This is a genomic window from Pseudomonas sp. IPO3749, from assembly GCF_013386605.1.
In the GTDB taxonomy this organism is placed as follows: Bacteria; Pseudomonadota; Gammaproteobacteria; order Pseudomonadales; family Pseudomonadaceae; genus Aquipseudomonas; species Aquipseudomonas azotoformans_A.
In genome coordinates this window covers 1-20,069 of sequence record NZ_JACARN010000122.1, presented here as the reverse complement: position 1 = coordinate 20,069, position 20,069 = coordinate 1, and the positions used below count along the sequence as shown (strand labels likewise).

Genomic DNA, 20,069 nt, shown 5'->3' with positions numbered 1-20,069 from the left:
TAATGAAGTTCTCCTCGATTCTCTTGTTGTCCCTTGGCCTGGTCAGTGGCGCAGCCATGGCCGGTGGCACCACCGAAGCCGGTGTGGGCGGCGCATTGGGCGGGGTTCTAGGCTCGGTTGTTGGCCAGTCGATCGGCGGCAACACCGGCTCGACCATTGGCGCAGCCCTGGGCGGTGCAGGCGGCAGCGCGGTGGGTGCGGACAAACGCAGCCGTGGCGAAGCGGCCATTGGTGGCGCCTTGGGCGCGGCCGGTGGCAACGTAGTGGGCCGCAGTGTCGGCGGCAGCACTGGCGCACTGATCGGCTCAGCGGCCGGCGGCGGTGCTGGTGGCGCGCTGGGTAACTACATGGGCAACAAGAGCGATGACGATGATCGTCGCTCCCGTGGACGTGATAACCGTCGCTATGACCGCGATGATCACCGCGGGCGCGGTCATGCCTATGGCCATCGCAAGAACAAGCATCACTACCGTCACCGCTAAGGCCTGAGGGTGTAGGCGTTCGCGTCTACACCACCAACCGCTGCAACGCCTCGCGCAACGTCCCCGGAATCGTCACCGGCTGGTTCGAACCCCGCTCCACAAACACATGCACAAAGCGCCCCGCCGCACAGGCCTCTTCTTCACCCTGCTTGAACACCGCCAATTCGTACTGCACTGAACTATTGCCCAGCTTGCCCACCCGCAGGCCGATCTCGATGCGTTCGGGAAAGGCAATCGACGCGAAATAATCGCACGCCGAACTCACCACGAATCCCACCACTTCACCGTCATGAATATCCAGCCCACCTTGCTCGATCAGGTAGGTATTCACCGCCGTGTCGAAAAAGCTGTAGTAAGTCACGTTGTTCACATGACCATACACATCGTTGTCGTGCCAGCGCGTAATGATCGGCTGGAAGTGCGGGTAATCGGCGCGTTGTGGCACTGAATCAGACATGGGCAAGTCTCGTGAAATGGGTTTACAGGTCATTCAGATGAGCCTGGGCCCACTCGCGGACCTCGGCGTACGGATAATCCTCCAGCGCAGCAAAGCCCGGAATACCCCGCGCCTTCAACTTGGTAAACAACGGCACGCTGATGCCGCCGAGGAAACGCGTCAGGCGTTCCGCCCCAGGCAAGTGGCCAGTATGTTCATGATGCCTGTGGATAAAATCACCGCACAGCCCCATGAAGTTTTTATCCACAAGCGGCGGCAAACCTGGCGGTGGCGGAAGGTGCGCAACGTGGCCGTGGCACACCGAGCAATGCCCGCAACGCTGGGGCGCGTTTTCATCGCCGAAATACTGCGCCAGGCGTTGACCCAGGCAATGCTCGGTGGCGAACAGATCGAGCATGGCGTGAATCCGTGCAACCTCACCCACCTCATGCTGCTTGAAGCCTGTGTATAACTCGGTGCTCAGCGCCTGTGGATCAAAATCGGTATCAAGTAAGCTGTAGACCTCCGTCATCTGCTTGCTCTCAAGCTCGATCAGGCCTTGCTCCTGGAAGTAATCCAGCGCCTTCACCACCCGGCTACGCTCGGCATTGTGCTGTTGATAAAGCGCGTCAAAATCCACCGTCGCCCAGGTCTTGGCCCGCTTGCACACCTGGATGATCGCCGCGACAAACTGCTGCCGCTCACCCGTAAAACGTGCGAGCAAAGCCTCGGGTTCGATCAGGTACTTGAAACGGTACTCGGCATAAAACGCATAACGCGGCGCAATCACGCCCTTGAGCTCCAACTGCACCAGCAGCGTCTTCAGCGGCAGCTCGCGGATGTTGCTGTGGTCCGACAAAGACCTGAGCAAAAACTCCCACTGCCCATCGCCTCGCGCGGCCTGCAACTCGTCGAGCACCCGGCGAATGCCCTCCTGCTCCGGCGTATCGCCGTACACGAAATTTTCCAGCACATTGAGGCTGTCGCGGTTGGCCAGCACCAGGCAATCGGACGGTTGCCCATCACGCCCCGCGCGGCCGATTTCCTGGCTGTAGTTCTCGATGGATTTGGGCAGGTCGAAGTGCACCACATTGCGGATGTCACTTTTGTCGATGCCCATGCCAAACGCGATGGTGGCGACGATGCAATTGGAGCGCCCGCCCATGAAACGCTGCTGGATTCCCTCGCGTTTATCGTGAGGCAAACCGGCGTGATAGGCCTCGGCCTGGATGCCGTTGCGGTTCAAATGCTCGGCAATCTGCTCGGCGGTTTTCTGCAGGGTGACGTAGACGATACTCGGCTGATCGGCGCGCTCGCCCATCCATTGCACCAACCGTCGACGCTTGTCCGCACCGCTGACCGGCTCCACCAACAGGTTGAGATTGGGCCGGTAAAAGCCCGTGGTGACCACATCGTCCGGTGCAATGGCGAACTTCGCCTGCATGTCGGCAATCACCTTAGGCGTCGCTGTAGCCGTCAACAGCAGCGCTTGTGGGATATTGAACTGACGCTGGTAGTCCGGCAGCTTCAAATAATCCGGACGGAAGTTGTGGCCCCACTCGGAAATACAGTGCGCCTCGTCCACCACCAACAGCGAGATCTGCACGCTTTGCAGGAAGTTACGAAAGCGCTCGTTCTTCAGGCGCTCAACGGAAATCATCAGAATCTTCAACTCGCCGGAACGCGCGCGGGCCATCACGTCATTGGCGTCCTCGCGGCTCTGGGCCGAATCGATACTGCCCGCCGAAATACCGTGGCGCTGCAAGAAACCCAGTTGGTCCTGCATCAGCGCCAACAGCGGTGACACCACCAGCGTCAGGTGCGGCAGCAGCACCGCCGACAGCTGATAACACAGGGACTTGCCCGACCCCGTTGGAAAAATAGCCGCTGCCGAACGGCCGGCCAGCACGGCGCTGACCGTCTCTTCCTGACCCAGACGAAACTGTGGATAACCAAAAACCTGCTGGAGGGTGTCGTGCATAGGCTGTCACTCCGTTGACCGCTGAAGGAATCAAAAACATAGATCAGCGATCAAGAAAAGGTCGGGGATAAACGCTACAAACTGATACAGAGAAAACCAGCAAGCCCGCGCAAAAACGCAGACAGTAACACGCCAGATCACCTACCCCCGACAAGGAGTCGTGGATGTCTCGATGCACACTGTTTTCACTGCAACACCTCGTCGTGTTCACGCTGTCGTTATTGCTGCTGGGCTGCGCAGGCGCCTCCGCCCCAATACCTGCTGAACCGGATACACAGCGTTTTGAAACGCCCGAATACTTCGAGCAAAAAGCCCTGCCCATTGTAAAAGCATCCTCCCTCTACGCGCGGGGCGGCACCGGCCAGGGCGTTAAAGTCGCGCTGATCGACTCAGGGCTCAACCAGGCACTGCCCGAGCTCCACGGGCGCGTGGCCGATCCAGGCTATGACTTCGTGACACAGCAGCCAGGCACCCTCGACATCAAGGGCCACGGCACCCAGATGGCCGGCATTCTCGCCGCCAACAAGAACGACCAGGGCATCCATGGCATCGCCTTCAACGCCCAACTGATCCCCATGCGTTTCGGTGATGACAAGGAGCCGTTCTATTTCGACAGCGAGATCGCCCAGGCCTGGGAGCTGGCCTATAGCAAGGGGGCACGCATTTTCAGTAATTCATGGGCGAACCCCATTGAAGCCAACACCAACGAGGTTCCCATCTATGAGCGCCTGATGGGTGACTCGTTGGACGTGGCAAGAAAACTGGTGGGCGAAGGTGCTGTATTCGTCTTTTCAACAGGTAACGAGGTCAAGCGTGAGCCGCTCGCCGAACCCGGCCTGCCAGCGCTGGTGCCGGAACTGGAGAAAGGCTGGATAGCCGTCATGGCCCTCAAGAACGACGGCACGGCCATCAATCTCAAATCCAATTATTGCGGCCTCGCGGCACGCTGGTGCATTGCGGTGCCCGGGGGCGATGGTGGCGCAGGGTTATTGACCACCAACAAGGATGGCAGCTACGGACCCACCGCCGGCACCTCGCCGGCCGCGGCGTTGGTCAGTGGTGCCTTGGCGGCATTGCAGAGTCGCTTTCCCGAGATGACACCGCAACAAGTGCGTGAGCGCCTGCTCAGTACGGCGAATCGAACGGGTATCTATGCCAACAGCGAAGCCTATGGCCGGGGGTTGATGGACCTCGACGCCGCCTCGCGCCCGTAGCCATAGCGCAAACAGACAATGCCCCCACCGGGACGCGTTGATGTGATTTTTTCTCCGGGCTACCCTCTGAAGCATTGCGCTACAATAAAGCCTTGCTACCCAGGAGTACGCTGCCATGAGCGAACCGACGTTTGAGCAAAAACAGGATCACTACCACAAGATCCGCCGTTCCAATTACCTGGCCAGCCTGCGCCTGGAAGGGTTCGACACCCAACCCGCTGACGTCGACAAACCCTTGCCGACCCGCGAAGCCGTCCTCGCCAAGTACCGCAACACCCCACGCTGATGCTCGACAAATACGGGGTGGGCCAGGATCCGTACTGCTATCCCGGTAGCAGCGTGCTGCGCAACCGCCTCGATTTGCACGACGAAGCCCGCCTGCACCAAGCCGAGCGGGAATTATCCGAGATCGCCGTAGGCAACCTCCCGCTCTTCCCTCCGCCCTACGACCTCGACCGCCTGCAACACATCCAACGCACCCTGTTCAGCGACCTCTACGACTGGGCCGGCGAGTTGCGCAGCGTCAACATCCAGAAAGGCGACACCCTGTTCTGCACCCCGGAACGCATCCCACCGGAAGCGGCGAAGATCATCCGGCGTATGCAAGAGGCCAACTGGTATGTGGGCGTGAGTCAGGCTGAGCTGATCACGCGGATTGCCGAGGCCTACGGCGACCTTAACGTCATCCACCCCTTCCGCGAAGGCAACGGCCGGGCGCAACGGATCTTGTTCGAACAGATCATCGTCAACGCGGGGTTTTCGGTGAACTGGTGGCTGGTGAAACACGCGGCGTGGATACCGGCGAATATTGATGCGGTGGCGTGTGATTACCGGGGGTTGGAGGCGATTTTTGAGCGGTGTGTGAGTCGGCCTGTCGGGGCTTGATCGAACCCTGTCCAGTTAAACCATCTGTTTATTGCCCGGAAACTGACTCACTTCTAAGGTTCGCTTCGTCGCTGCCAAATCAGCGACCGGGTTTGGTCACTCGAAAAACAGCACACATAAGTGCCATTACTTACTCTTCGAACGTCTATCGTCTCGTATCGCAGTGCTATGGCGGCTGTGTGGGGGACGTCTTCGGACGTGTCGGAGTGCTGTTTCCGGCTGGCCAACCCGCGCACAGTCCGCCACCCACCGTTTGGCCACGGTGATGTCGGTTACCTAACAGCAAACCGAGTACCTTGAAATGCAAATACCTGAAACGATGGACCGCTATCGTCAGCTACGCACCAACTTCACCGATACCCATCCGCTTATCATCGACACGCAAGCCAAAGCCGAAGACATCCAGTCCGCCGCCCATCAACGCATCCGCGCAGCTACGGACCTGCTTGAAACCTTTTCCTGCCTGACTTTCGAACATGCCGACCTCAAAGATATTTCCCACATCACCAACGCCTTGTATCTGCTCGTTCAGGACGGCTGTGATTTGCTGGAAGCAGCGCAGCACGTGCAGCTGCAACCTCAACAGCCATACACCTAAGCTTTTGTAGGAGCGAGCTTGCTCGCGAAGATCGTCAACGATGACACGGTAACTCTGTATAACCGTCGCGTACTTGAGTTCTTCGCGAGCAAGCTCGCTCGTACCACTGAACGCTTTAACAACCGAAAATCACTGCCAACCCAAAAATCCAAGAAAGCCCTGTAAGAAAACTCCAAGCGCCACGACATCCCCTTCCGAAACTGCTTAAAACTCCTGCCCGCCCCTCTACAAAACTCACCTTTCTCTGACTGAAACTAGCGCCCTTTCAACAGCCCCCGGCAAATACCCGTGAACATCGAAAGGACTCAACATATCGGCCACTACGGGGTTACCTTCACGGTGCTGCGTTTTGTCGTCCCGCCTGCCGATCACTCTGCACTGGTAAACCTTTGCCTGCTGGAAGCAGGTACGTCTGCAAACGAAGTGCGCCAAAGACTCCTAGATCTCTACAGCAAAATGCTTGCTCGCGATCTGCCTTGCAAAATGACGGTTGCGATCTCCAAACCGCTGACCCGACAACAAGCTGACTTACTCAACACTCGTGGGGAGATCGTTGCAGGATTAATCAGCAGCGCCGTGTCAGCGCCCATGAGCCTGGCATCGCCAGCCGTTGGGTTCGCCGCTGGGGCAGCTGCTGGCTTGATTATTAAAGGGATCATTCGCAGCTATCACGCCGGTGATGTGGTAATTGGCCTCGACGCACAGGTCAACGGCGGAATTGGCCCCCAGCGATCACTGTCGGCCATGGTCCGACAGTTCCAGGGTGGCTAATGCAATGAATGAATACCTTCAGTGGATCAACCTGCTACTTCTTCTCGCACTGGCCGTCATCGTCGACAGAACAATAAAGCAGCCCTTGCTCAGAAGATGGCTTGGACTCGGCCTATTGGTAGCCGGCCCAACACTTCTGTTATATGCCACCTCTTGGATCAGAGAGGCACGGCTTGAAAGCCTGCCGATAGTCGCCTTCGTGACAGGCATAGGCTTATTGAGCACCCAAAATATCTATTGCAGGGCTAAAACCACTCACCCTTTATTCATCGCCCCGACCTTGAACCTTGCACCGGACTTTCCTGATGACCCGCTCATGCTTCATCTCTTGCAAATTTTGCATGAGGGCGTCGGTCTGCCCAAACACAAAACCATCTCCCTCAACACGTCAGTCAACCACGACCTCGGATGTAATCGTGCCGAAGCCAAGCAATTGATGGCAATACTGAAGCTGGATTTCGGTTTGAGACCAGGTGACTACAACAGCAACCGCTACTTCAAGCGTCGCGGCTTTGATACCTATTTGCGATTTGTGGAAAAAGGCAGCACGGGAAAGCGCCCTCTAACCATCGACATGCTCTACCGGGCCGTCAAAGCAAAGCACTGGGACACCCGGACACTCGAAGCCAAGGCGTACGAGAAACCATGAATTTCTGCCTGCAATTAGTGTGTTTTCTCGGGTTCTACCTGTTGCTTCATTATCAGATTACTGACCGTACCCTTAGAAAGCGCTTCGCTCTCATTTTTATCGCAACAGGCCTCACCTTAACGTTCCTCCTACCCTATGTGGCGGTCATCCTCAGAATGCCCTTCCTCCCTGTCTTCGTATTCTTGATAGGCTTGGCACTCTTCATCACTCGAAACGAATACTCGCTTCGCCGCAACCGTTCCCCTCACCCACTCCTGCGTGCCCCCACCATGAACCTCGCGCCCAACTTCCCCGAAGACCCCGTCATGCAGCAACTCCTGCAACTGCTGCACGAAGAAATCGGCCTGCCCAAACACAAGACGATCCGCCTGCAAACCTCGATCAACTTCGACCTCGGCTGCGACGGCAGTGAGGCCAAGCAACTGATGGAAGCGCTGGAGCAGGAATTTGCGCTCGACCTGGGCGACTTCGACACTTATCGTTACTTCAACCCGCCGGTGTTCGATGTGTTTCTCAAACGCCGCGCCAAGGGGCGCGGCGAAAAAGTGCCGCTGACCCTCGGCATGCTCTACCTGGCCATCAAGACTCAAAGCTGGGACACGCAGACGCTGGAAAACCTGAGCTGAAACACTAAGGACCTTACATGGACGTAACAATGGGCCTGCTGGCCGCCCTGCTCTGGGGGGGTACGGATTTTCTCGTGGGCCTCAATGCCCGAGCCGTGGGCGTTAAACGCGCGGTGTATTTTGGCCAAGCCCTCGGCTTCCTGATCATGACCGTGCTGCTGGTCATTCTCCCAAGCGTGCTGTTCAAATCCCTCGACGCCCCGCTGAGCGTGTGGCTCCTGGGCGTCGCCGCCGCCCTGTTCACCGTCTCCGGCGCCCTGGCGCTGTCCAAGGCCTTCGCCCTTGGCAAAGCCGCCATCGTCGCGCCGCTGGTGACGTCCTACGGCGTGGTGACCACCTTGCTGTCCTGGGCCAGCGGCGAGCACATCAGCCTGACGCAACTGGGCTGCATCGCCGTGTGCGTGATCGGCGTGATCCTCTCCAGCATTCATAAAGACAACGGCGTCCCCCACAACAACCCTCGCCAGTCGATCGCCTACGCCATGCTCGCCGCCTTGCTGTACGGCACCAGCTTCTGGCTGCAAGGCCGCTACACCCTGCCCGCGCTGGGGCCGATCACCATGCTGTGGCTCGGTTACCTGGTGGGGCTCTGCGTATTGGTGGTGATGGTACTGAAGATCAAGGACGGCCTGAAAATCCCACCGCTGAAAAACTGCGCAACGCTGACCGGTGCAAGCTTGATGAACCTGGGTGGGTTCTCGGCGTTTTCCTGGGGGGCGATGGCGGGGTCGGTGTCGGTGGTGACGGTGATCAGTACGTTGTCGGGCGGTATTGCGGCGATTTTGGGGTTTGTGTTTTTCAAGGAGCGGTTGTCGGTGGTGCAGGTGGTGGGGGTTGTGCTGGTACTGGTCGGCGCGGTGGTTCTGCACATCGCCGACTAAGCGTTCGCGCACAAAAAAGCCGCCCACAAGAGGCGGCTTTTTCACAACGCTCGAATCTTACAACTTAGGACCCGCTGCCTTGATCGCATCGCTCACTTCAAACTTCTTGAAGTTCTCGATGAACAGACCCGCCAGCGCCTTCGCCGCTTCGTCGTAGGCAGCTTTGTCAGCCCAGGTGTTACGTGGGTTCAACAGGCCGGTTTCAACGCCCGGTACGGCCAGTGGCACGTCGAGGTTGATGGTGTCGAGGTGTTCGGTTTCTGCACCGATCAACGCGCCGCTCTGGATCGCTGCGATGACGCCGCGAGTGGTCGGGATGTTGAAGCGGTTGCCGACGCCGTAGCCGCCGCCGGTCCAGCCGGTGTTGACCAGGTAGACCTTGGAGCCGAAGCCGCGGATGCGCTTGATCAGCAGCTCGGCGTATTCACCAGCCGGGCGCGGGAAGAACGGTGCACCGAAGCAGGTGGAGAAGGTCGACTTGATGCCGCCGCCGGAACCCATTTCGGTCGAGCCCACCAGTGCGGTGTAGCCGGACAGGAAGTGGTAGGCCGCTTGTTCTTCGCTGAGGATCGACACAGGCGGCAGTACGCCGGTCAGGTCGCAGGTCAGGAAGATTACCGCGTTTGGCTCGCCGCCCAGGTTCTTCTCGGAACGCTTGGCAACGTGCTCCAGCGGGTAGGCGGCGCGGCTGTTCTGGGTCAGGCTGACGTTGGTGTAGTCGGCGTGCTTGGCCTCGTCGATCACCACGTTTTCCAGCACGGCGCCGTGCTTGATGGCTTTCCAGATGACCGGCTCGTTCTTCTCGGACAGGTCGATGCACTTGGCATAGCAACCGCCTTCGATGTTGAACACCACGCCTTCGCCCCAGCCGTGTTCGTCGTCACCGATCAGGTAACGGCTTTCGTCGGCGGACAGGGTGGTTTTACCGGTGCCCGACAGACCGAAGAACAGGGTCACGTCGCCTGCTTCGCCGATGTTGGCGGCGCAGTGCATTGGCAGCACGTCGGAAGCCGGCAGCAGGAAGTTCTGCACCGAGAACATGGCTTTCTTCATCTCACCGGCGTAACGCATGCCGGCGATCAGCACTTTCTTCTGGGCGAAGTTGAGGATCACGCAACCGTCGGAGTTGGTGCCGTCACGCTCTGGCACGCATTCGAAGTTGGCCACGTTGAGCACTTGCCACTCTTCACGACCGGCCGGGTTGTACTGGGCCGGGTTGATGAACAGGCAACGACCGAACAGGTTCTGCCAGGCAGTTTGAGTGGTCATTTTCACGGCCAGGTAGTGGTCTTCGGCAGCCCCTACGTGAACATGGGAAACGAAATGCTCTTGCGCGTTGTTGAAGGCCTCGACGCGAGCCCACAGGGCATCGAACTTGTCGGCCGGGAACTTGCGGTTGATCGGGCCCCAGGCGATGGAAGCCTGGGTGGAAGGCTCTTCAACGATGAAACGGTCGACCGGCGAACGGCCAGTACGGTGACCGGTTTCGACGACCAGCGCGCCAGTATCGGCGAGCACGCCTTCACCACGCTGCAGGGCTTCTTTAACCAGATCGTCAACACTCAGATCGGTGTATACGGCGTTGTTGGCTTGCGTCATGAGGTTCCCCGTCGGCCTATGGCCGAGTGCTCCAAACGTTTTGTAGTAGAAAGTTGCGCACTACTACCGCGAAAAAAGTGGGCCGGATTATGCCAGAAAAGCCCAAAAAGAGTAGGGCCCTCCCGTCAGAACTGCGCTATTCCGGCGTTTGTCAGGTGATTTACCTGTGCTTAAACGTTTTAGTGGCGGGTGTCGGAAGGGGTGTCGATGCCTGCGCCGGCGAACAATTGGGCGACATCGGCCGCATCGAACAGGTAGCGCTCGTTGCAGAACTGGCAGTCGATCTCGATATGGCCGCCGTGCTCTACCACCAGGTTTTGCGCATCTTCCAGGCCGAGGCTGACCAAGGCATTGGCCGAGCGCTCGCGCGAGCAGCTGCAATTGAAGTGCAGGCCTTGTGCGTCAAACAGTCGCACGGCTTCTTCGTGGTACAGGCGATGCAGGATGGTTTCGTTGTCCAGGCCCAGTTGCTCTTCAGCGGTGAGGGTGCCGGCCAGGGCCGTCAGCTTGCGCCAGCTGTCGGTGCGCTCGTCTTCGTCCTTGATGCGATCGGGTGGCAATTGCTGCAACAGCATGCCGCGGGCGCGTTTGCCGTCAGCGTTGAGCCAGAACTTGGTGCCGACCTGCTGGGACATTACGAAATAGTTGGTGAAGCAGTCCGACAGGGTTTCGCCGTCCAGGTCGACGATGCCTTGGTAGCGCTGGCCTTCGGTGGGGTCGACGGTGATCGCCAGCACGCCGTTGGCCATCAGGTCGGACAAGGTGGCGTCCGGGGCAATCTGGTCGGCCTCGTAACGGGCCAACCCACGGATTTCGCGCTCGCTGGAGCACTCGATCATCAGCATCGGCACCGGGCCTTCGGAACGTGCCTGCAGGATCAGCAGCCCGTCGAATTTCATGGTGCCCACCAGCAGCGCCGCCGCTGCCATCAGCTCCCCGAGCAGTTGCGCGACCGGCTCCGGATAGGGGTGCTTGGCGAGGACTTCGGCATAGCTGCGCTCCAGCGAGACCAGCTCGCCGCGGGCGTCGCTCTCGTCAAAGATGAAGCGTTGGGTGAAGTCGGTATCCGGTAGATCAGTCATAGGTCTGGGTATCTGAATTGATGACAAATTGATTACAAGGTTTATAGAATTAAACGCTTTAGCACCGTTTTGGTGCGGTTTTCTAGAGCCGTGGGGGACAGTTTATGAACAATCCGGGTTTGTTCCAAGCCAAGTGGAACCTCGGGCGATGGGCCTTTTGCAATCTACTCGCTATCGCACTGCTGTGTTTTTGGCTGTGGCCCACGGGCCAGATGCTGTGTGTGCTTTTCGACGAGTGGCTGTTTCATCTGCTCAATGACCCGCTGGCCAGCAACTCGACCTGGCTGCACGTGTGGGCGGTAGCCAGTTTGCGGCCGTTCGATGCGGTGGTCGGCGTGATTCTGCTGACGCTGCTGATTCGCGGCGACTGGGTCTTCAAGGCCGTGCAGGTGCGCCAGGCATTGTTAGGTTTTGTCGGCATTCTGCTGCTGTTGCTGTTTATCCGCATGCTGTTTTCCAAATTCGCGGCGCACATGGGTTGGCAACACAGCAGCCCGTCGATGGTGATCAGTGGCGCGATCCAGATGAGCGACTACTTCCCGGGTTTGGAGAAGACCTGGGAATTGAAGGACCGATCGAGTCAGAGTTTTCCAGGGGATCATGCATCGGTGCTGTTGATCTGGGGAATGTTCATGACAGTGTTCGCCAAGCGCATCGGCCAGGTGCTGGTGATCTGGGGCCTGGCGCTGCTGTTCATGATGCCGCGCCTGGTGGCGGGCGCGCATTGGGGCCAGGACGATTACATTGGCGGGGTGTTGCTGGCGCTGTTGGCGTTGGGATGGGGGTATTACACGCCGTTTGCGGCGAAGGTTTCGAGTGGGTTGCTGCGGGTGACGGCGCCGGTGTTTGAATTACTGGGCAGGCTGCCCTTGCTTGGCCGATTGAGCGTCTTGCGCACAGCCGCATAACACCGCTGGCTCATGTGGGAGCTGGCTTGCCTGCTCCCACACTTGATCGCCTTTGTACTGGAGATTTGCGCAGTCAGTCATCATTGCCACTGCCGCGAAACTTGAACAGGTCGCGGCGCTGCTTCTTGCTCGGTTTGCCATCGGTGGTCATGCCCGTGGCGCCCGCCTTACGCATCGCCGCCGCATTTTCACGCTTGGCGATGCTGGCTTCGGTCTCGGTGTACAACGCCTGTGCTTCAGGCGCACCACGGCGCACGATGGAAAGCGCCTGAACCACGACCGTCTTTTCATCAAACCCGACACGAATCTGGAACTCATCGCCGACACGCGGCTCCTTGCCCGGCTTGCAGCGCTCGCCGCGATGGTGCACCTTGCCGCTCTCAATGGCGGCCTTGGCCAAGGCACGGGTTTTATAAAAACGCGCGGCCCACAGCCACTTGTCCAATCGGACCTTTTCTTCCTCTTCCTGCTTTTGAGCCACTTGAATTCCTCGCTCTGAAAAATGTCGCAACCTTACTCTTGGAACCCTTCGACGCATAAACCTCAAGGCTCACCTAAGATACGCCAGACACCTCGAGTTTTGCGTGCCTTGCCCAAGCATCACTGATTATTGAAGCTTGAGAGATATCTGTCGCCATTTGCCGATTATTCTGCGTGAATACCGCGAATTCGGCACCTAGCCTCAGTGATGGCAGGGATTGTCACACTCCGTGAGCCGTTGGACGTTACTGTCCTCGACAACTACGAAACATTTCTGAAATACCGGTTATCCATATTGAAGACATTTGACCATTTGACCGTTGTGGGTCTGCGTGAGTGGGTGGCACTTCCCGACTTGGGAGTGGCAGGCCTGCGCGCAAAGATCGACACCGGTGCCAGCACCTCAAGCCTGCACGCTACCGATATCGAGCCGTTCGAGCGCGACGGTGAGAAGTGGGTGCGCTTTACCGCGCACCTGGGCAGCGTTGTGCAACTGCGTCACCGCCGCTGCGAAGCGCCCCTGGTGACGATGAAAACCATCAAGAGCTCCAACGGCCATGCGCAGGTGCGCTATGTCATCAGCACCACGTTGGCGCTGGGTGATCGGGTATGGCGGGTGGAATTTACCCTGGCCTGCCGCAAAGCCATGCGTTACCGGCTATTGCTGGGATCCAAAGCCTTGATTGACGGCCAACTGGTGGTCAATCCCGGCATCAAGTACGTTCAAGACAAGCCGGTGTTCCCGGTCTCTACTCTTTCTGTCCCAGGTGCTGCATGAAGATTGCTGTGCTGTCGCGAAACCCGCGTCTGTATTCCACCCGCCGCCTGGTTGAGGCCGGCACCGAACGTGGCCACGAAATGGTGGTGATCGACACGTTGCGTGCCTATATGAACATTGCCAGCCACAAGCCGCAGATCCACTACCGGGGCAAGCCGCTGGAGGGGTTTGATGCGGTGATCCCACGCATCGGCGCCTCGGTGACGTTCTATGGCTGCGCGGTGTTGCGCCAGTTCGAAATGATGGGGGTGTTTCCCCTCAACGAGTCGGTCGCCATTGCCCGTTCACGGGACAAGCTGCGCTCGCTGCAACTGTTGTCGCGCCGGGGTATCGGCCTGCCGGTGACGGGCTTTGCCCACTCCCCCGATGACATCCCCGATCTGATCGACATGGTCAACGGCGCGCCGCTGGTGATCAAGGTGCTGGAAGGCACCCAGGGTATCGGCGTGGTGCTGTGTGAAACCGCGACAGCGGCCGAATCCGTGATCGAGGCGTTCATGGGCCTCAAGCAGAACATCATGGTGCAGGAATACATCAAGGAAGCTGGCGGTGCAGATATCCGCTGCTTCGTGGTGGGCGACAAGGTGATTGCGGCGATGAAGCGCCAGGCCAAGCCGGGGGAGTTCCGCTCCAACCTGCACCGTGGCGGCAGCGCCAGCCTGATCAAGATCACCCCGGAAGAACGCATGACCGCACTGCGGGCAGCCAAGGTGATGGGGTTGAGTGTGGCGGGTGTGGATATCCTGCGCTCCAATCACGGGCCGCTGGTAATGGAGGTGAACTCGTCACCGGGCCTGGAAGGCATTGAAACCACCACCGGGAAGGATGTGGCGGGGATCATCATTCAGCATCTGGAGAAGAATGGTGGGCCGAATATGACTCGGACCAAGGGCAAGGGCTGATCAACCGCCACAAACCAGTGTGGGAGCGGGCTTGCTCGCGAAAGCGGTGGATCAGTCAAGTATGTATCGACTGACCCCCTGCATTCGCGAGCAAGCCCGCTCCCACATTCGGCCTGTGTTGTTGCTTAGACCGCGTCGCGGGGCAACATCAGCCCAAGCGGCAAACGCACCCGCGCCTCCAGGCCACCCTCTTCGCGATTGCGCAGCTCAACATTGCCGCCATGCATCGAGGCAATCCGCCGCACAATCGCCAACCCCAAGCCAGTCCCCTTGCCGCCCCGGGCACGGTCGCCACGGGTGAACGGGTTGAAGATGCCTTCCAACTCGTCCGGGTCGATGCCTGCGCCCCGGTCCATCACGCTCAGCACCACATAAGGCGCAGCACTGTCGCCGGACACATAGGCCGCCACTTCCACATCGGAACCGGCGTGATGCAAGGCGTTGCCGATCAGGTTATTCAACAGGCGCTTCATCGACACTCGACGCAACGCAAACGGCTGGATCGGCTCCAGGCGCATACGTACCTGTTCACCGTTCTGGTTGTAGGGCGCGACCACCTCACGCACCAGGTCCGTCAGGTCGACTTCTTCAACCACTTCATCACGGCCATCGCGGATAAACGCCAGGAACTGGTCGAGGATCGCGTCCATGTCCTCGATGTCGCGGACCATGTCGTCAGTGAGGTCGCTATGGTTGCCCATTAACTCCAGAGACAAGCGCAATCGCGTCAACGGTGTGCGCAGGTCATGGGACACCCCCGCCAGCATCAACTCGCGTTCGCGCCCGGCCTGTTCGACGTCTTCCGCCATCTGGTTGAACGCGCCGTACACCTCGGTCATCTCACTCGGCGTATCGCTGACCGGAAGACGCACGCTGCGCCCCTGGCCCAGTTGTCGGGCGGCAAACACAAGGCGTTTTAGAGGCTGGTTGAGCTGGCGTACGAAAATCCATGCCGAGGCCGTTGAAAGCAGACCGATCGCCAGGAACCAGCCCAACACGTTCCAGATCTTCTGCCCCCGCAGCGGGTGCGGGTACAACGGCACTTTCAACCAATCTTCGCCCAGGCTCGGCGCACGTACCCACAATGCGGGCGACACATGCATGCGCAACCGCACCTCGGTGTCTTCACCCAGTTCGGCCTGCATCTGGCGTTGGTAGATTTCACTGTAGGGCCAATGCTGCTCGCCCTCCGGCACACCTGCACCGGCGACGCGCACCAGGGTCGCGGCCTTGGCGATCTTCTCGCGGTTCTCCGGGTCTGCCGCCCAATAGGCGCGCAACGTCAAGGCGACACCGTGGCTGTATTGCCGGTCCACCAGCACGTCCTCGTTCATCAACAGATAAACCAGTGTGAGTGCCTTGGAAAACAGAACGACGATCAGCACCAGCCAAAGGGTGCGGGAGAAAAAACTTTGGGGGAACCACAGCGGGGTTTTCATAGAAGACTGCTAGATACCTTGCAGAAACGAGCGGCGCTCGCAGAATTGCAGACGCCGGACATCCCGTCGACCCTCATGGAGTCAAACGCCAGGATGCCCGCCCCTGCAAATCACCGGTCAACTGGTTTTATTGCCGTCCGGCACAAACACATAACCCACGCCCCATACCGTCTGGATGTACCGTGGCTTGGACGGGTCAGGCTCGATCATCCGGCGCAGACGGGAAATCTGCACGTCGATGGAGCGCTCCAGAGCGTCCCATTCCCGACCACGGGCCAGGTTCATCAGCTTGTCGCGGGTCAACGGCTGGCGAGCGTTCATCACAAGGGCCTTGAGCACAGCAAATTCACCCGTGGTAAGCATGTGCACTTCATCGCCACGCTTGAGCTCACGGGTGGCCAGCGACAGTTCGTAGTCGCCAAAGGTGACACTCTCGTCTTCGCTGCCTGGGGCACCTGGAACCGGCGGTGCCTGGCGACGCAGCACGGCTTTGACCCGAGCCATCAGCTCGTCGGGGTTGAACGGCTTGGCCAGGTAGTCATCAGCGCCCAGCTCGAGGCCCTTGATGCGGCTCAGCTCATCGCCCTTGGCGGTGAGCATGATGATGGGAATCTGGTTGTTCGCGCCGCGCAGGCGTTTGCAGGCGGTCAGGCCGTCTTCGCCGGGCAGCATCAGGTCGAGTACGACCAGGTTGAAGACTTCACGCCCCAACAGGCGGTCCATCTGCTCGGTGTTCGGCACCGCGCGGGCACGGTAGCCCTTGGAGTTGAAGAAGCGCTCCAGCAGGCTGCTCAGCCCCGGGTCGTCGTCAACGATGAGAATTTTTTCGCCTTCAGCAGTTTGTGCAGTGCTGCTCATTAGATGCTCCTCTTATCTCGGCGCGCATTATGGCCTAGCTGCCGTTATACGCACCGTGTGCATTGTTAGCAGATTTTTCCTCAACTGCCAGCGAACCCGCGCCCTACAACCGTTGGCGCAATCCCCCCCAAGGACAGAACGCTGGTTATAATGCGGCGCCGTCGTGCAGGGCAACTTCAGATCGTTACCGTTTGCTGCCGAGGCTTTTTTTACCCGCTTGTGTGATTTTTTCGATTTCGAGGGTCAATAGGCTGCCTCTTGACCCAGGCAGCGGCGCCAGTCGGGCCGCTCAACCAGCCTCCCAGGGCCTTGTTTTCCGGGCCTGCGAGCTGCTTTTCAGAATTTCAGGTGGTTTTATGGACAGCATCAACAGCCGCATCGCCGAGGAACTCGGTGTACGCCCACAACAGGTCGAAGCGGCCGTCGCTCTACTGGATGAAGGCTCCACGGTGCCTTTCATCGCCCGTTACCGTAAAGAAGTGACCGGCAGCCTCGACGACATCCAACTGCGTCACCTGGAAGAGCGTCTGCGCTACCTGCGAGAACTCGACGAACGGCGCATCAGCATCCTCGCCAGCATCGAGGAACAAGGCAAGTTGACCCCACAGCTTGAGCGCGACATCAAGCTCGCCGACACCAAGACCCGCCTCGAAGACCTCTACCTGCCGTACAAGCAAAAGCGCCGCACCAAGGGCCAGATCGCCCTGGAAGCCGGCCTGGGCGAGCTGGCCGACGGTCTGTTCAACGACCCGTCGCTGAGCCCGGACACCGAAGCCGCCCGCTTCATCGATGCCGAAAAAGGCGTCGCCGACGTCAAGGCCGCTCTCGAAGGCGCCAAGTACATCCTCATGGAGCGCTTCGCCGAAGACGCCAGCCTGCTGGAAAAACTGCGCACTTACTTGAAACAGGAAGCCGTCCTCAGCGCCCGTGTCATCGCTGGCAAAGAGGAAGAAGGCGCCAAGTTCCGCGACTACTTCGAACATGACGAGCCGCTGAAAAGCATGCCGTCCCACCGTGCGCTCGCCATTTTCCGTGGCCGCAACGAAGGCATTCTCAGCTCCGCGCTGAAGGTCGGTGACGAATTGCCGGGCACCATGCACCCGTGCGAAGGCATGATCGGTCAACAATTCGGCATTCAGAATCAGAACCGTCCTGCGGACAAGTGGCTCGGTGAAGTGGTGCGCTGGACCTGGAAGGTCAAGCTCTACACCCACCTGGAAACCGATCTGCTGGGCGAACTGCGCGACGGCGCCGAGACCGAGGCGATCAACGTGTTCGCCCACAACCTGCACGACCTGCTGCTGTCGGCCCCGGCCGGCCCGCGTGCCACCCTGGGCCTCGACCCGGGCCTGCGCACCGGCTGCAAGGTTGCCGTGGTCGACGCCACCGGCAAGCTGCTGGACCACGCCACGGTGTATCCGCATGTGCCGCACAACAAATGGGACCAGACCCTGGCCATCCTGGCCGCCCTGTGCGCCAAGCACGCCGTGGACCTGATCGCCATCGGCAACGGCACCGCCAGCCGTGAAACCGACAAGCTGGCCGCCGAGCTGATCAAGAAATACCCAGCCATGAAAATGACCAAGGTCATGGTCTCCGAGGCCGGCGCTTCGGTGTACTCGGCGTCGGAGCTGGCTTCCAAGGAATTCCCGGACCTCGACGTGTCCATCCGTGGTGCGGTGTCCATCGCCCGTCGCCTGCAGGATCCATTGGCCGAACTGGTGAAGATCGATCCTAAATCCATCGGCGTCGGCCAGTACCAGCACGACGTGTCGCAGCTGAAACTGGCACGCGGCCTGGACGCCGTAGTGGAAGACTGCGTAAACGCCGTGGGCGTGGACGTGAACACCGCTTCCGTCGCCTTGCTGGCGCGCATTTCCGGCCTCAACGCCACCCTGGCGCAGAATATCGTGACCCACCGCGACGAAAACGGCGCGTTCAAAACCCGTGCAGCGCTGAAAAAAGTCGCACGCCTGGGCGAGAAAACTTTCGAGCAAGCCGCCGGTTTCCTACGCGTAATGAACGGCGACAACCCGCTGGACTCCTCCGCAGTCCACCCGGAAGCCTACCCGCTGGTGCAGCGCATCGCCGCCGAGACCGACCGCGATATCCGCTCGCTGATCGGCGATGCTGCGTTCCTCAAACGCCTGGATCCGAAAAAGTACACCGACGAAACCTTCGGTGTGCCGACTATCACCGACATCCTGCAAGAGCTGGAAAAACCTGGCCGCGACCCACGTCCCGAGTTCAAGACCGCCGAGTTCCAGGACGGCGTCGAAGACCTCAAGGATCTGGAGCTGGGCATGATCCTCGAAGGCGTGGTCACCAACGTGACCAACTTCGGCGCCTTTGTGGACATCGGCGTGCATCAGGACGGTTTGGTGCATATCTCCGCGCTTTCGGAGAAGTTCATCAAAGATCCGCGTGAAGCGGTGAAAGCCGGCGACGTGGTCAAGGTTAAGGTGATGGAAGTCGACATCCCGCGCAAACGCGTTGGCCTGTCGATGCGCATGAGCGACACCCCCGGCGAGAAAATCGACGGTGCCCGTGGTGCTCGTCCGGGTTCGGCACCGCGCCAGTCGCAGAACAATGCACCGCGCAAAGAAACCGCCACCGCAGCGCCAAGCAACAACGCCATGGCCTCGCTGTTCGCCAACGCCAAACAGTTGAAGAAACGCTGATGGAAATCCCGGCCGGTTTGACCCAGAGCGCGTTCAGCGAACTGATCGGCTGCCGCCTGCAACGCCTTGAAGAAGGCGTTGCCGAGGTGGCCCTGACCCTGGAGCCGCAACTGCGCAACCGCGCGGGCAAGCTCCATGGCGGGGCGATTTTCAGCCTGGTGGACATTACGATGGGACTGGCCTGTTCCAGCTCCCATGGTTTCGACCAGCAGAGCGCGACTATCGAGTGCAAGATCAACTACATTCGCGCCGTGTCCGACGGTGACGTGCTGTGCACCAGCCGGGTGATTCATGCCGGTCGCCGCACGTTGGTGGTCGAGGCGGACGTGTATCAAGACGAAAGACTTGTCGCAAAAGCACAGGGCACCTTCGCTGCCCTATAGCTCCCCACCCCCGATTTGAGTTAATTTCGGCGCTGCAATCACGGCGTCGGAATTTTCTCGCTGCGCTGTAGCCAAATTCATGGAGTGAAGTCGGCATATTCAGAGCGGGTTAAATCGACTCTAAACCAGGCGATCACGCCAGTTTTAACTTCACCCTTGTAGACCGTCCTGCCCACCCCCATATTGGGGCGACTGACGCGTGAAGGAATCCAACTTGAGCGAACTTCTCAACCGCCGCCTGGCCCTGCTCGGCAAGCGCGAACACCTCTCCCTGCTAGAGCAGTGCTTGCACGGCATCGAGCGCGAATGCCTGCGTGTCACCGGTGAGGGTCGACTGGCACAAACGCCGCACCCTGAAGCCTTGGGCGCCGCATTGACCCACGAACAGATCACCACCGACTACTCGGAATCGCTGCTGGAGTTCATCACTCCCGCC

General features: G+C 59.5%; 21 protein-coding genes and 1 pseudogene. 15 read left to right on the top strand and 7 right to left on the bottom strand.

The genetic code is table 11. The features are described 5' to 3' along the window. The first annotated feature begins 2 nt into the window (after positions 1-2). Positions 3-482: a glycine zipper domain-containing protein gene (locus HX812_RS30935; RefSeq protein ID WP_016979058.1), complete on the top strand. Its 480-nt coding sequence runs from the start codon at positions 3-5 to the stop codon at positions 480-482. Between the two features lie 25 nt (positions 483-507). On the opposite strand, the gene HX812_RS30930 is transcribed toward HX812_RS30935, so the two are convergent. Together HX812_RS30930 and HX812_RS30925 are read right to left on the bottom strand one after the other, a co-directional pair. Next, the gene (locus HX812_RS30930; RefSeq protein WP_038845158.1) at positions 508-939 is read right to left on the bottom strand and encodes a thioesterase family protein; all 432 of its coding nucleotides are present in this window, start codon (positions 937-939) and stop codon (positions 508-510) included. 22 nt (positions 940-961) lie between these two features. Further along, complete coding sequence (locus HX812_RS30925) at positions 962-2,899, bottom strand: ATP-dependent DNA helicase RecQ (RefSeq protein ID WP_038845160.1); 1,938 nt, start codon at positions 2,897-2,899, stop codon at positions 962-964. Between the two features lie 164 nt (positions 2,900-3,063). On the opposite strand from HX812_RS30925, the gene HX812_RS30920 reads away from it, so the two are divergent. The 8 genes from HX812_RS30920 (at position 3,064) to HX812_RS30885 (ending at position 8,523) form a co-directional block, all read left to right on the top strand. After that, on the top strand, positions 3,064-4,113 hold the full coding sequence (locus tag HX812_RS30920) for a S8 family peptidase (RefSeq protein ID WP_050572411.1): 1,050 nt from the start codon (positions 3,064-3,066) through the stop codon (positions 4,111-4,113). Positions 4,114-4,228: 115 nt separating this feature from the next. Beyond that, positions 4,229-4,399: a YhfG family protein gene (locus tag HX812_RS30915; RefSeq protein ID WP_016979054.1), complete on the top strand. Its 171-nt coding sequence runs from the start codon at positions 4,229-4,231 to the stop codon at positions 4,397-4,399. Beyond that, positions 4,399-4,998 (top strand): putative adenosine monophosphate-protein transferase Fic, encoded by a 600-nt coding sequence (locus HX812_RS30910; RefSeq protein WP_038845162.1) that lies wholly within the window; start codon positions 4,399-4,401, stop codon positions 4,996-4,998. Before HX812_RS30915 ends, HX812_RS30910 begins: the two co-directional genes overlap by 1 nt. A 301-nt stretch (positions 4,999-5,299) precedes the next feature. Further along, entirely contained in the window at positions 5,300-5,596 is a 297-nt protein-coding gene (locus tag HX812_RS30905; RefSeq protein ID WP_025999964.1) for a hypothetical protein, read from the top strand. A gap of 288 nt (positions 5,597-5,884) precedes the next feature. Next, positions 5,885-6,367, top strand: a complete 483-nt coding sequence (locus tag HX812_RS30900) for a hypothetical protein (RefSeq protein WP_038845164.1) — start codon at positions 5,885-5,887, stop codon at positions 6,365-6,367. A 4-nt stretch (positions 6,368-6,371) separates the two neighbouring features. Continuing rightward, positions 6,372-7,016 (top strand): DUF1493 family protein, encoded by a 645-nt coding sequence (locus tag HX812_RS30895; protein ID WP_080642378.1) that lies wholly within the window; start codon positions 6,372-6,374, stop codon positions 7,014-7,016. A 269-nt stretch (positions 7,017-7,285) separates the two neighbouring features. Next, positions 7,286-7,642, top strand: a complete 357-nt coding sequence (locus tag HX812_RS30890; RefSeq protein ID WP_033898738.1) for a DUF1493 family protein — start codon at positions 7,286-7,288, stop codon at positions 7,640-7,642. A 17-nt stretch (positions 7,643-7,659) separates the two neighbouring features. Then, positions 7,660-8,523 carry a DMT family transporter gene (locus HX812_RS30885; RefSeq protein ID WP_235165423.1) on the top strand — a complete coding sequence of 288 codons (864 nt, stop codon included), beginning with the start codon at positions 7,660-7,662 and terminating at the stop codon, positions 8,521-8,523. A gap of 57 nt (positions 8,524-8,580) precedes the next feature. Here the strand turns inward: HX812_RS30885 and HX812_RS30880 are convergent, their stop codons facing one another. Both HX812_RS30880 and hslO read right to left on the bottom strand, forming a co-directional pair. Beyond that, positions 8,581-10,122, bottom strand: coding sequence for a phosphoenolpyruvate carboxykinase (locus HX812_RS30880; RefSeq protein WP_016979047.1), 1,542 nt, complete (start codon positions 10,120-10,122; stop codon positions 8,581-8,583). Between the two features lie 179 nt (positions 10,123-10,301). After that, positions 10,302-11,204 carry an Hsp33 family molecular chaperone HslO gene (gene hslO / locus HX812_RS30875; protein WP_016979046.1) on the bottom strand — a complete coding sequence of 301 codons (903 nt, stop codon included), beginning with the start codon at positions 11,202-11,204 and terminating at the stop codon, positions 10,302-10,304. 104 nt (positions 11,205-11,308) lie between these two features. Between hslO and HX812_RS30870 the strand changes: the two genes are divergently transcribed. Next, positions 11,309-12,112, top strand: a complete 804-nt coding sequence (locus tag HX812_RS30870) for a phosphatase PAP2 family protein (RefSeq protein WP_038845167.1) — start codon at positions 11,309-11,311, stop codon at positions 12,110-12,112. A 73-nt stretch (positions 12,113-12,185) separates the two neighbouring features. Here HX812_RS30870 and HX812_RS30865 read toward each other — a convergent pair whose 3' ends face one another. Next, positions 12,186-12,593 (bottom strand): RNA-binding S4 domain-containing protein, encoded by a 408-nt coding sequence (locus HX812_RS30865; protein ID WP_016979044.1) that lies wholly within the window; start codon positions 12,591-12,593, stop codon positions 12,186-12,188. 327 nt (positions 12,594-12,920) lie between these two features. Here HX812_RS30865 and HX812_RS30860 point away from each other — a divergent pair, with 327 nt between their 5' ends. Together HX812_RS30860 and rimK are read left to right on the top strand one after the other, a co-directional pair. Continuing rightward, positions 12,921-13,370, top strand: a complete 450-nt coding sequence (locus HX812_RS30860) for an ATP-dependent zinc protease (RefSeq protein WP_170949822.1) — start codon at positions 12,921-12,923, stop codon at positions 13,368-13,370. Next, the gene (gene rimK, locus HX812_RS30855) at positions 13,367-14,272 is read left to right on the top strand and encodes a 30S ribosomal protein S6--L-glutamate ligase (protein ID WP_010214091.1); all 906 of its coding nucleotides are present in this window, start codon (positions 13,367-13,369) and stop codon (positions 14,270-14,272) included. The genes HX812_RS30860 and rimK overlap by 4 nt, the downstream gene beginning before the upstream one ends. A 125-nt stretch (positions 14,273-14,397) precedes the next feature. Here the strand turns inward: rimK and HX812_RS30850 are convergent, their stop codons facing one another. Both HX812_RS30850 and ompR read right to left on the bottom strand, forming a co-directional pair. After that, positions 14,398-15,711 carry an ATP-binding protein gene (locus HX812_RS30850; RefSeq protein WP_016979042.1) on the bottom strand — a complete coding sequence of 438 codons (1,314 nt, stop codon included), beginning with the start codon at positions 15,709-15,711 and terminating at the stop codon, positions 14,398-14,400. Positions 15,712-15,828: 117 nt separating this feature from the next. Continuing rightward, positions 15,829-16,569 carry a two-component system response regulator OmpR gene (gene ompR, locus HX812_RS30845; RefSeq protein WP_016979041.1) on the bottom strand — a complete coding sequence of 247 codons (741 nt, stop codon included), beginning with the start codon at positions 16,567-16,569 and terminating at the stop codon, positions 15,829-15,831. A 356-nt stretch (positions 16,570-16,925) separates the two neighbouring features. On the opposite strand from ompR, the gene HX812_RS30840 reads away from it, so the two are divergent. The 3 genes and pseudogenes from HX812_RS30840 to HX812_RS30830 all read left to right on the top strand — a co-directional run. Continuing rightward, the gene (locus HX812_RS30840; protein WP_038850305.1) at positions 16,926-19,250 is read left to right on the top strand and encodes a Tex family protein; all 2,325 of its coding nucleotides are present in this window, start codon (positions 16,926-16,928) and stop codon (positions 19,248-19,250) included. Beyond that, positions 19,250-19,633, top strand: a complete 384-nt coding sequence (locus tag HX812_RS30835; protein ID WP_038850306.1) for a PaaI family thioesterase — start codon at positions 19,250-19,252, stop codon at positions 19,631-19,633. The genes HX812_RS30840 and HX812_RS30835 overlap by 1 nt, the downstream gene beginning before the upstream one ends. Positions 19,634-19,847: 214 nt before the next feature. Beyond that, positions 19,848-20,069 (top strand): annotated as a pseudogene (locus HX812_RS30830) (glutamate--cysteine ligase); the annotation flags it as partial.

Coding starts and splice junctions, on each gene's coding strand:
- HX812_RS30905 (WP_025999964.1), top strand. CDS start 5,300: ATGCAAATACCTGAAACGATGGACCGCTATCGTCAGCTACGCACCAAC.
- HX812_RS30835 (WP_038850306.1), top strand. CDS start 19,250: ATGGAAATCCCGGCCGGTTTGACCCAGAGCGCGTTCAGCGAACTGATC.
- HX812_RS30895 (WP_080642378.1), top strand. CDS start 6,372: ATGAATGAATACCTTCAGTGGATCAACCTGCTACTTCTTCTCGCACTG.
- HX812_RS30850 (WP_016979042.1), bottom strand. CDS start 15,711: ATGAAAACCCCGCTGTGGTTCCCCCAAAGTTTTTTCTCCCGCACCCTT.
- HX812_RS30840 (WP_038850305.1), top strand. CDS start 16,926: ATGGACAGCATCAACAGCCGCATCGCCGAGGAACTCGGTGTACGCCCA.
- ompR (WP_016979041.1), bottom strand. CDS start 16,569: ATGAGCAGCACTGCACAAACTGCTGAAGGCGAAAAAATTCTCATCGTT.
- HX812_RS30935 (WP_016979058.1), top strand. CDS start 3: ATGAAGTTCTCCTCGATTCTCTTGTTGTCCCTTGGCCTGGTCAGTGGC.
- hslO (WP_016979046.1), bottom strand. CDS start 11,204: ATGACTGATCTACCGGATACCGACTTCACCCAACGCTTCATCTTTGAC.
- HX812_RS30925 (WP_038845160.1), bottom strand. CDS start 2,899: ATGCACGACACCCTCCAGCAGGTTTTTGGTTATCCACAGTTTCGTCTG.
- rimK (WP_010214091.1), top strand. CDS start 13,367: ATGAAGATTGCTGTGCTGTCGCGAAACCCGCGTCTGTATTCCACCCGC.
- HX812_RS30910 (WP_038845162.1), top strand. CDS start 4,399: ATGCTCGACAAATACGGGGTGGGCCAGGATCCGTACTGCTATCCCGGT.
- HX812_RS30885 (WP_235165423.1), top strand. CDS start 7,660: ATGGACGTAACAATGGGCCTGCTGGCCGCCCTGCTCTGGGGGGGTACG.
- HX812_RS30870 (WP_038845167.1), top strand. CDS start 11,309: ATGAACAATCCGGGTTTGTTCCAAGCCAAGTGGAACCTCGGGCGATGG.
- HX812_RS30920 (WP_050572411.1), top strand. CDS start 3,064: ATGTCTCGATGCACACTGTTTTCACTGCAACACCTCGTCGTGTTCACG.
- HX812_RS30915 (WP_016979054.1), top strand. CDS start 4,229: ATGAGCGAACCGACGTTTGAGCAAAAACAGGATCACTACCACAAGATC.
- HX812_RS30930 (WP_038845158.1), bottom strand. CDS start 939: ATGTCTGATTCAGTGCCACAACGCGCCGATTACCCGCACTTCCAGCCG.
- HX812_RS30880 (WP_016979047.1), bottom strand. CDS start 10,122: ATGACGCAAGCCAACAACGCCGTATACACCGATCTGAGTGTTGACGAT.
- HX812_RS30890 (WP_033898738.1), top strand. CDS start 7,286: ATGAACCTCGCGCCCAACTTCCCCGAAGACCCCGTCATGCAGCAACTC.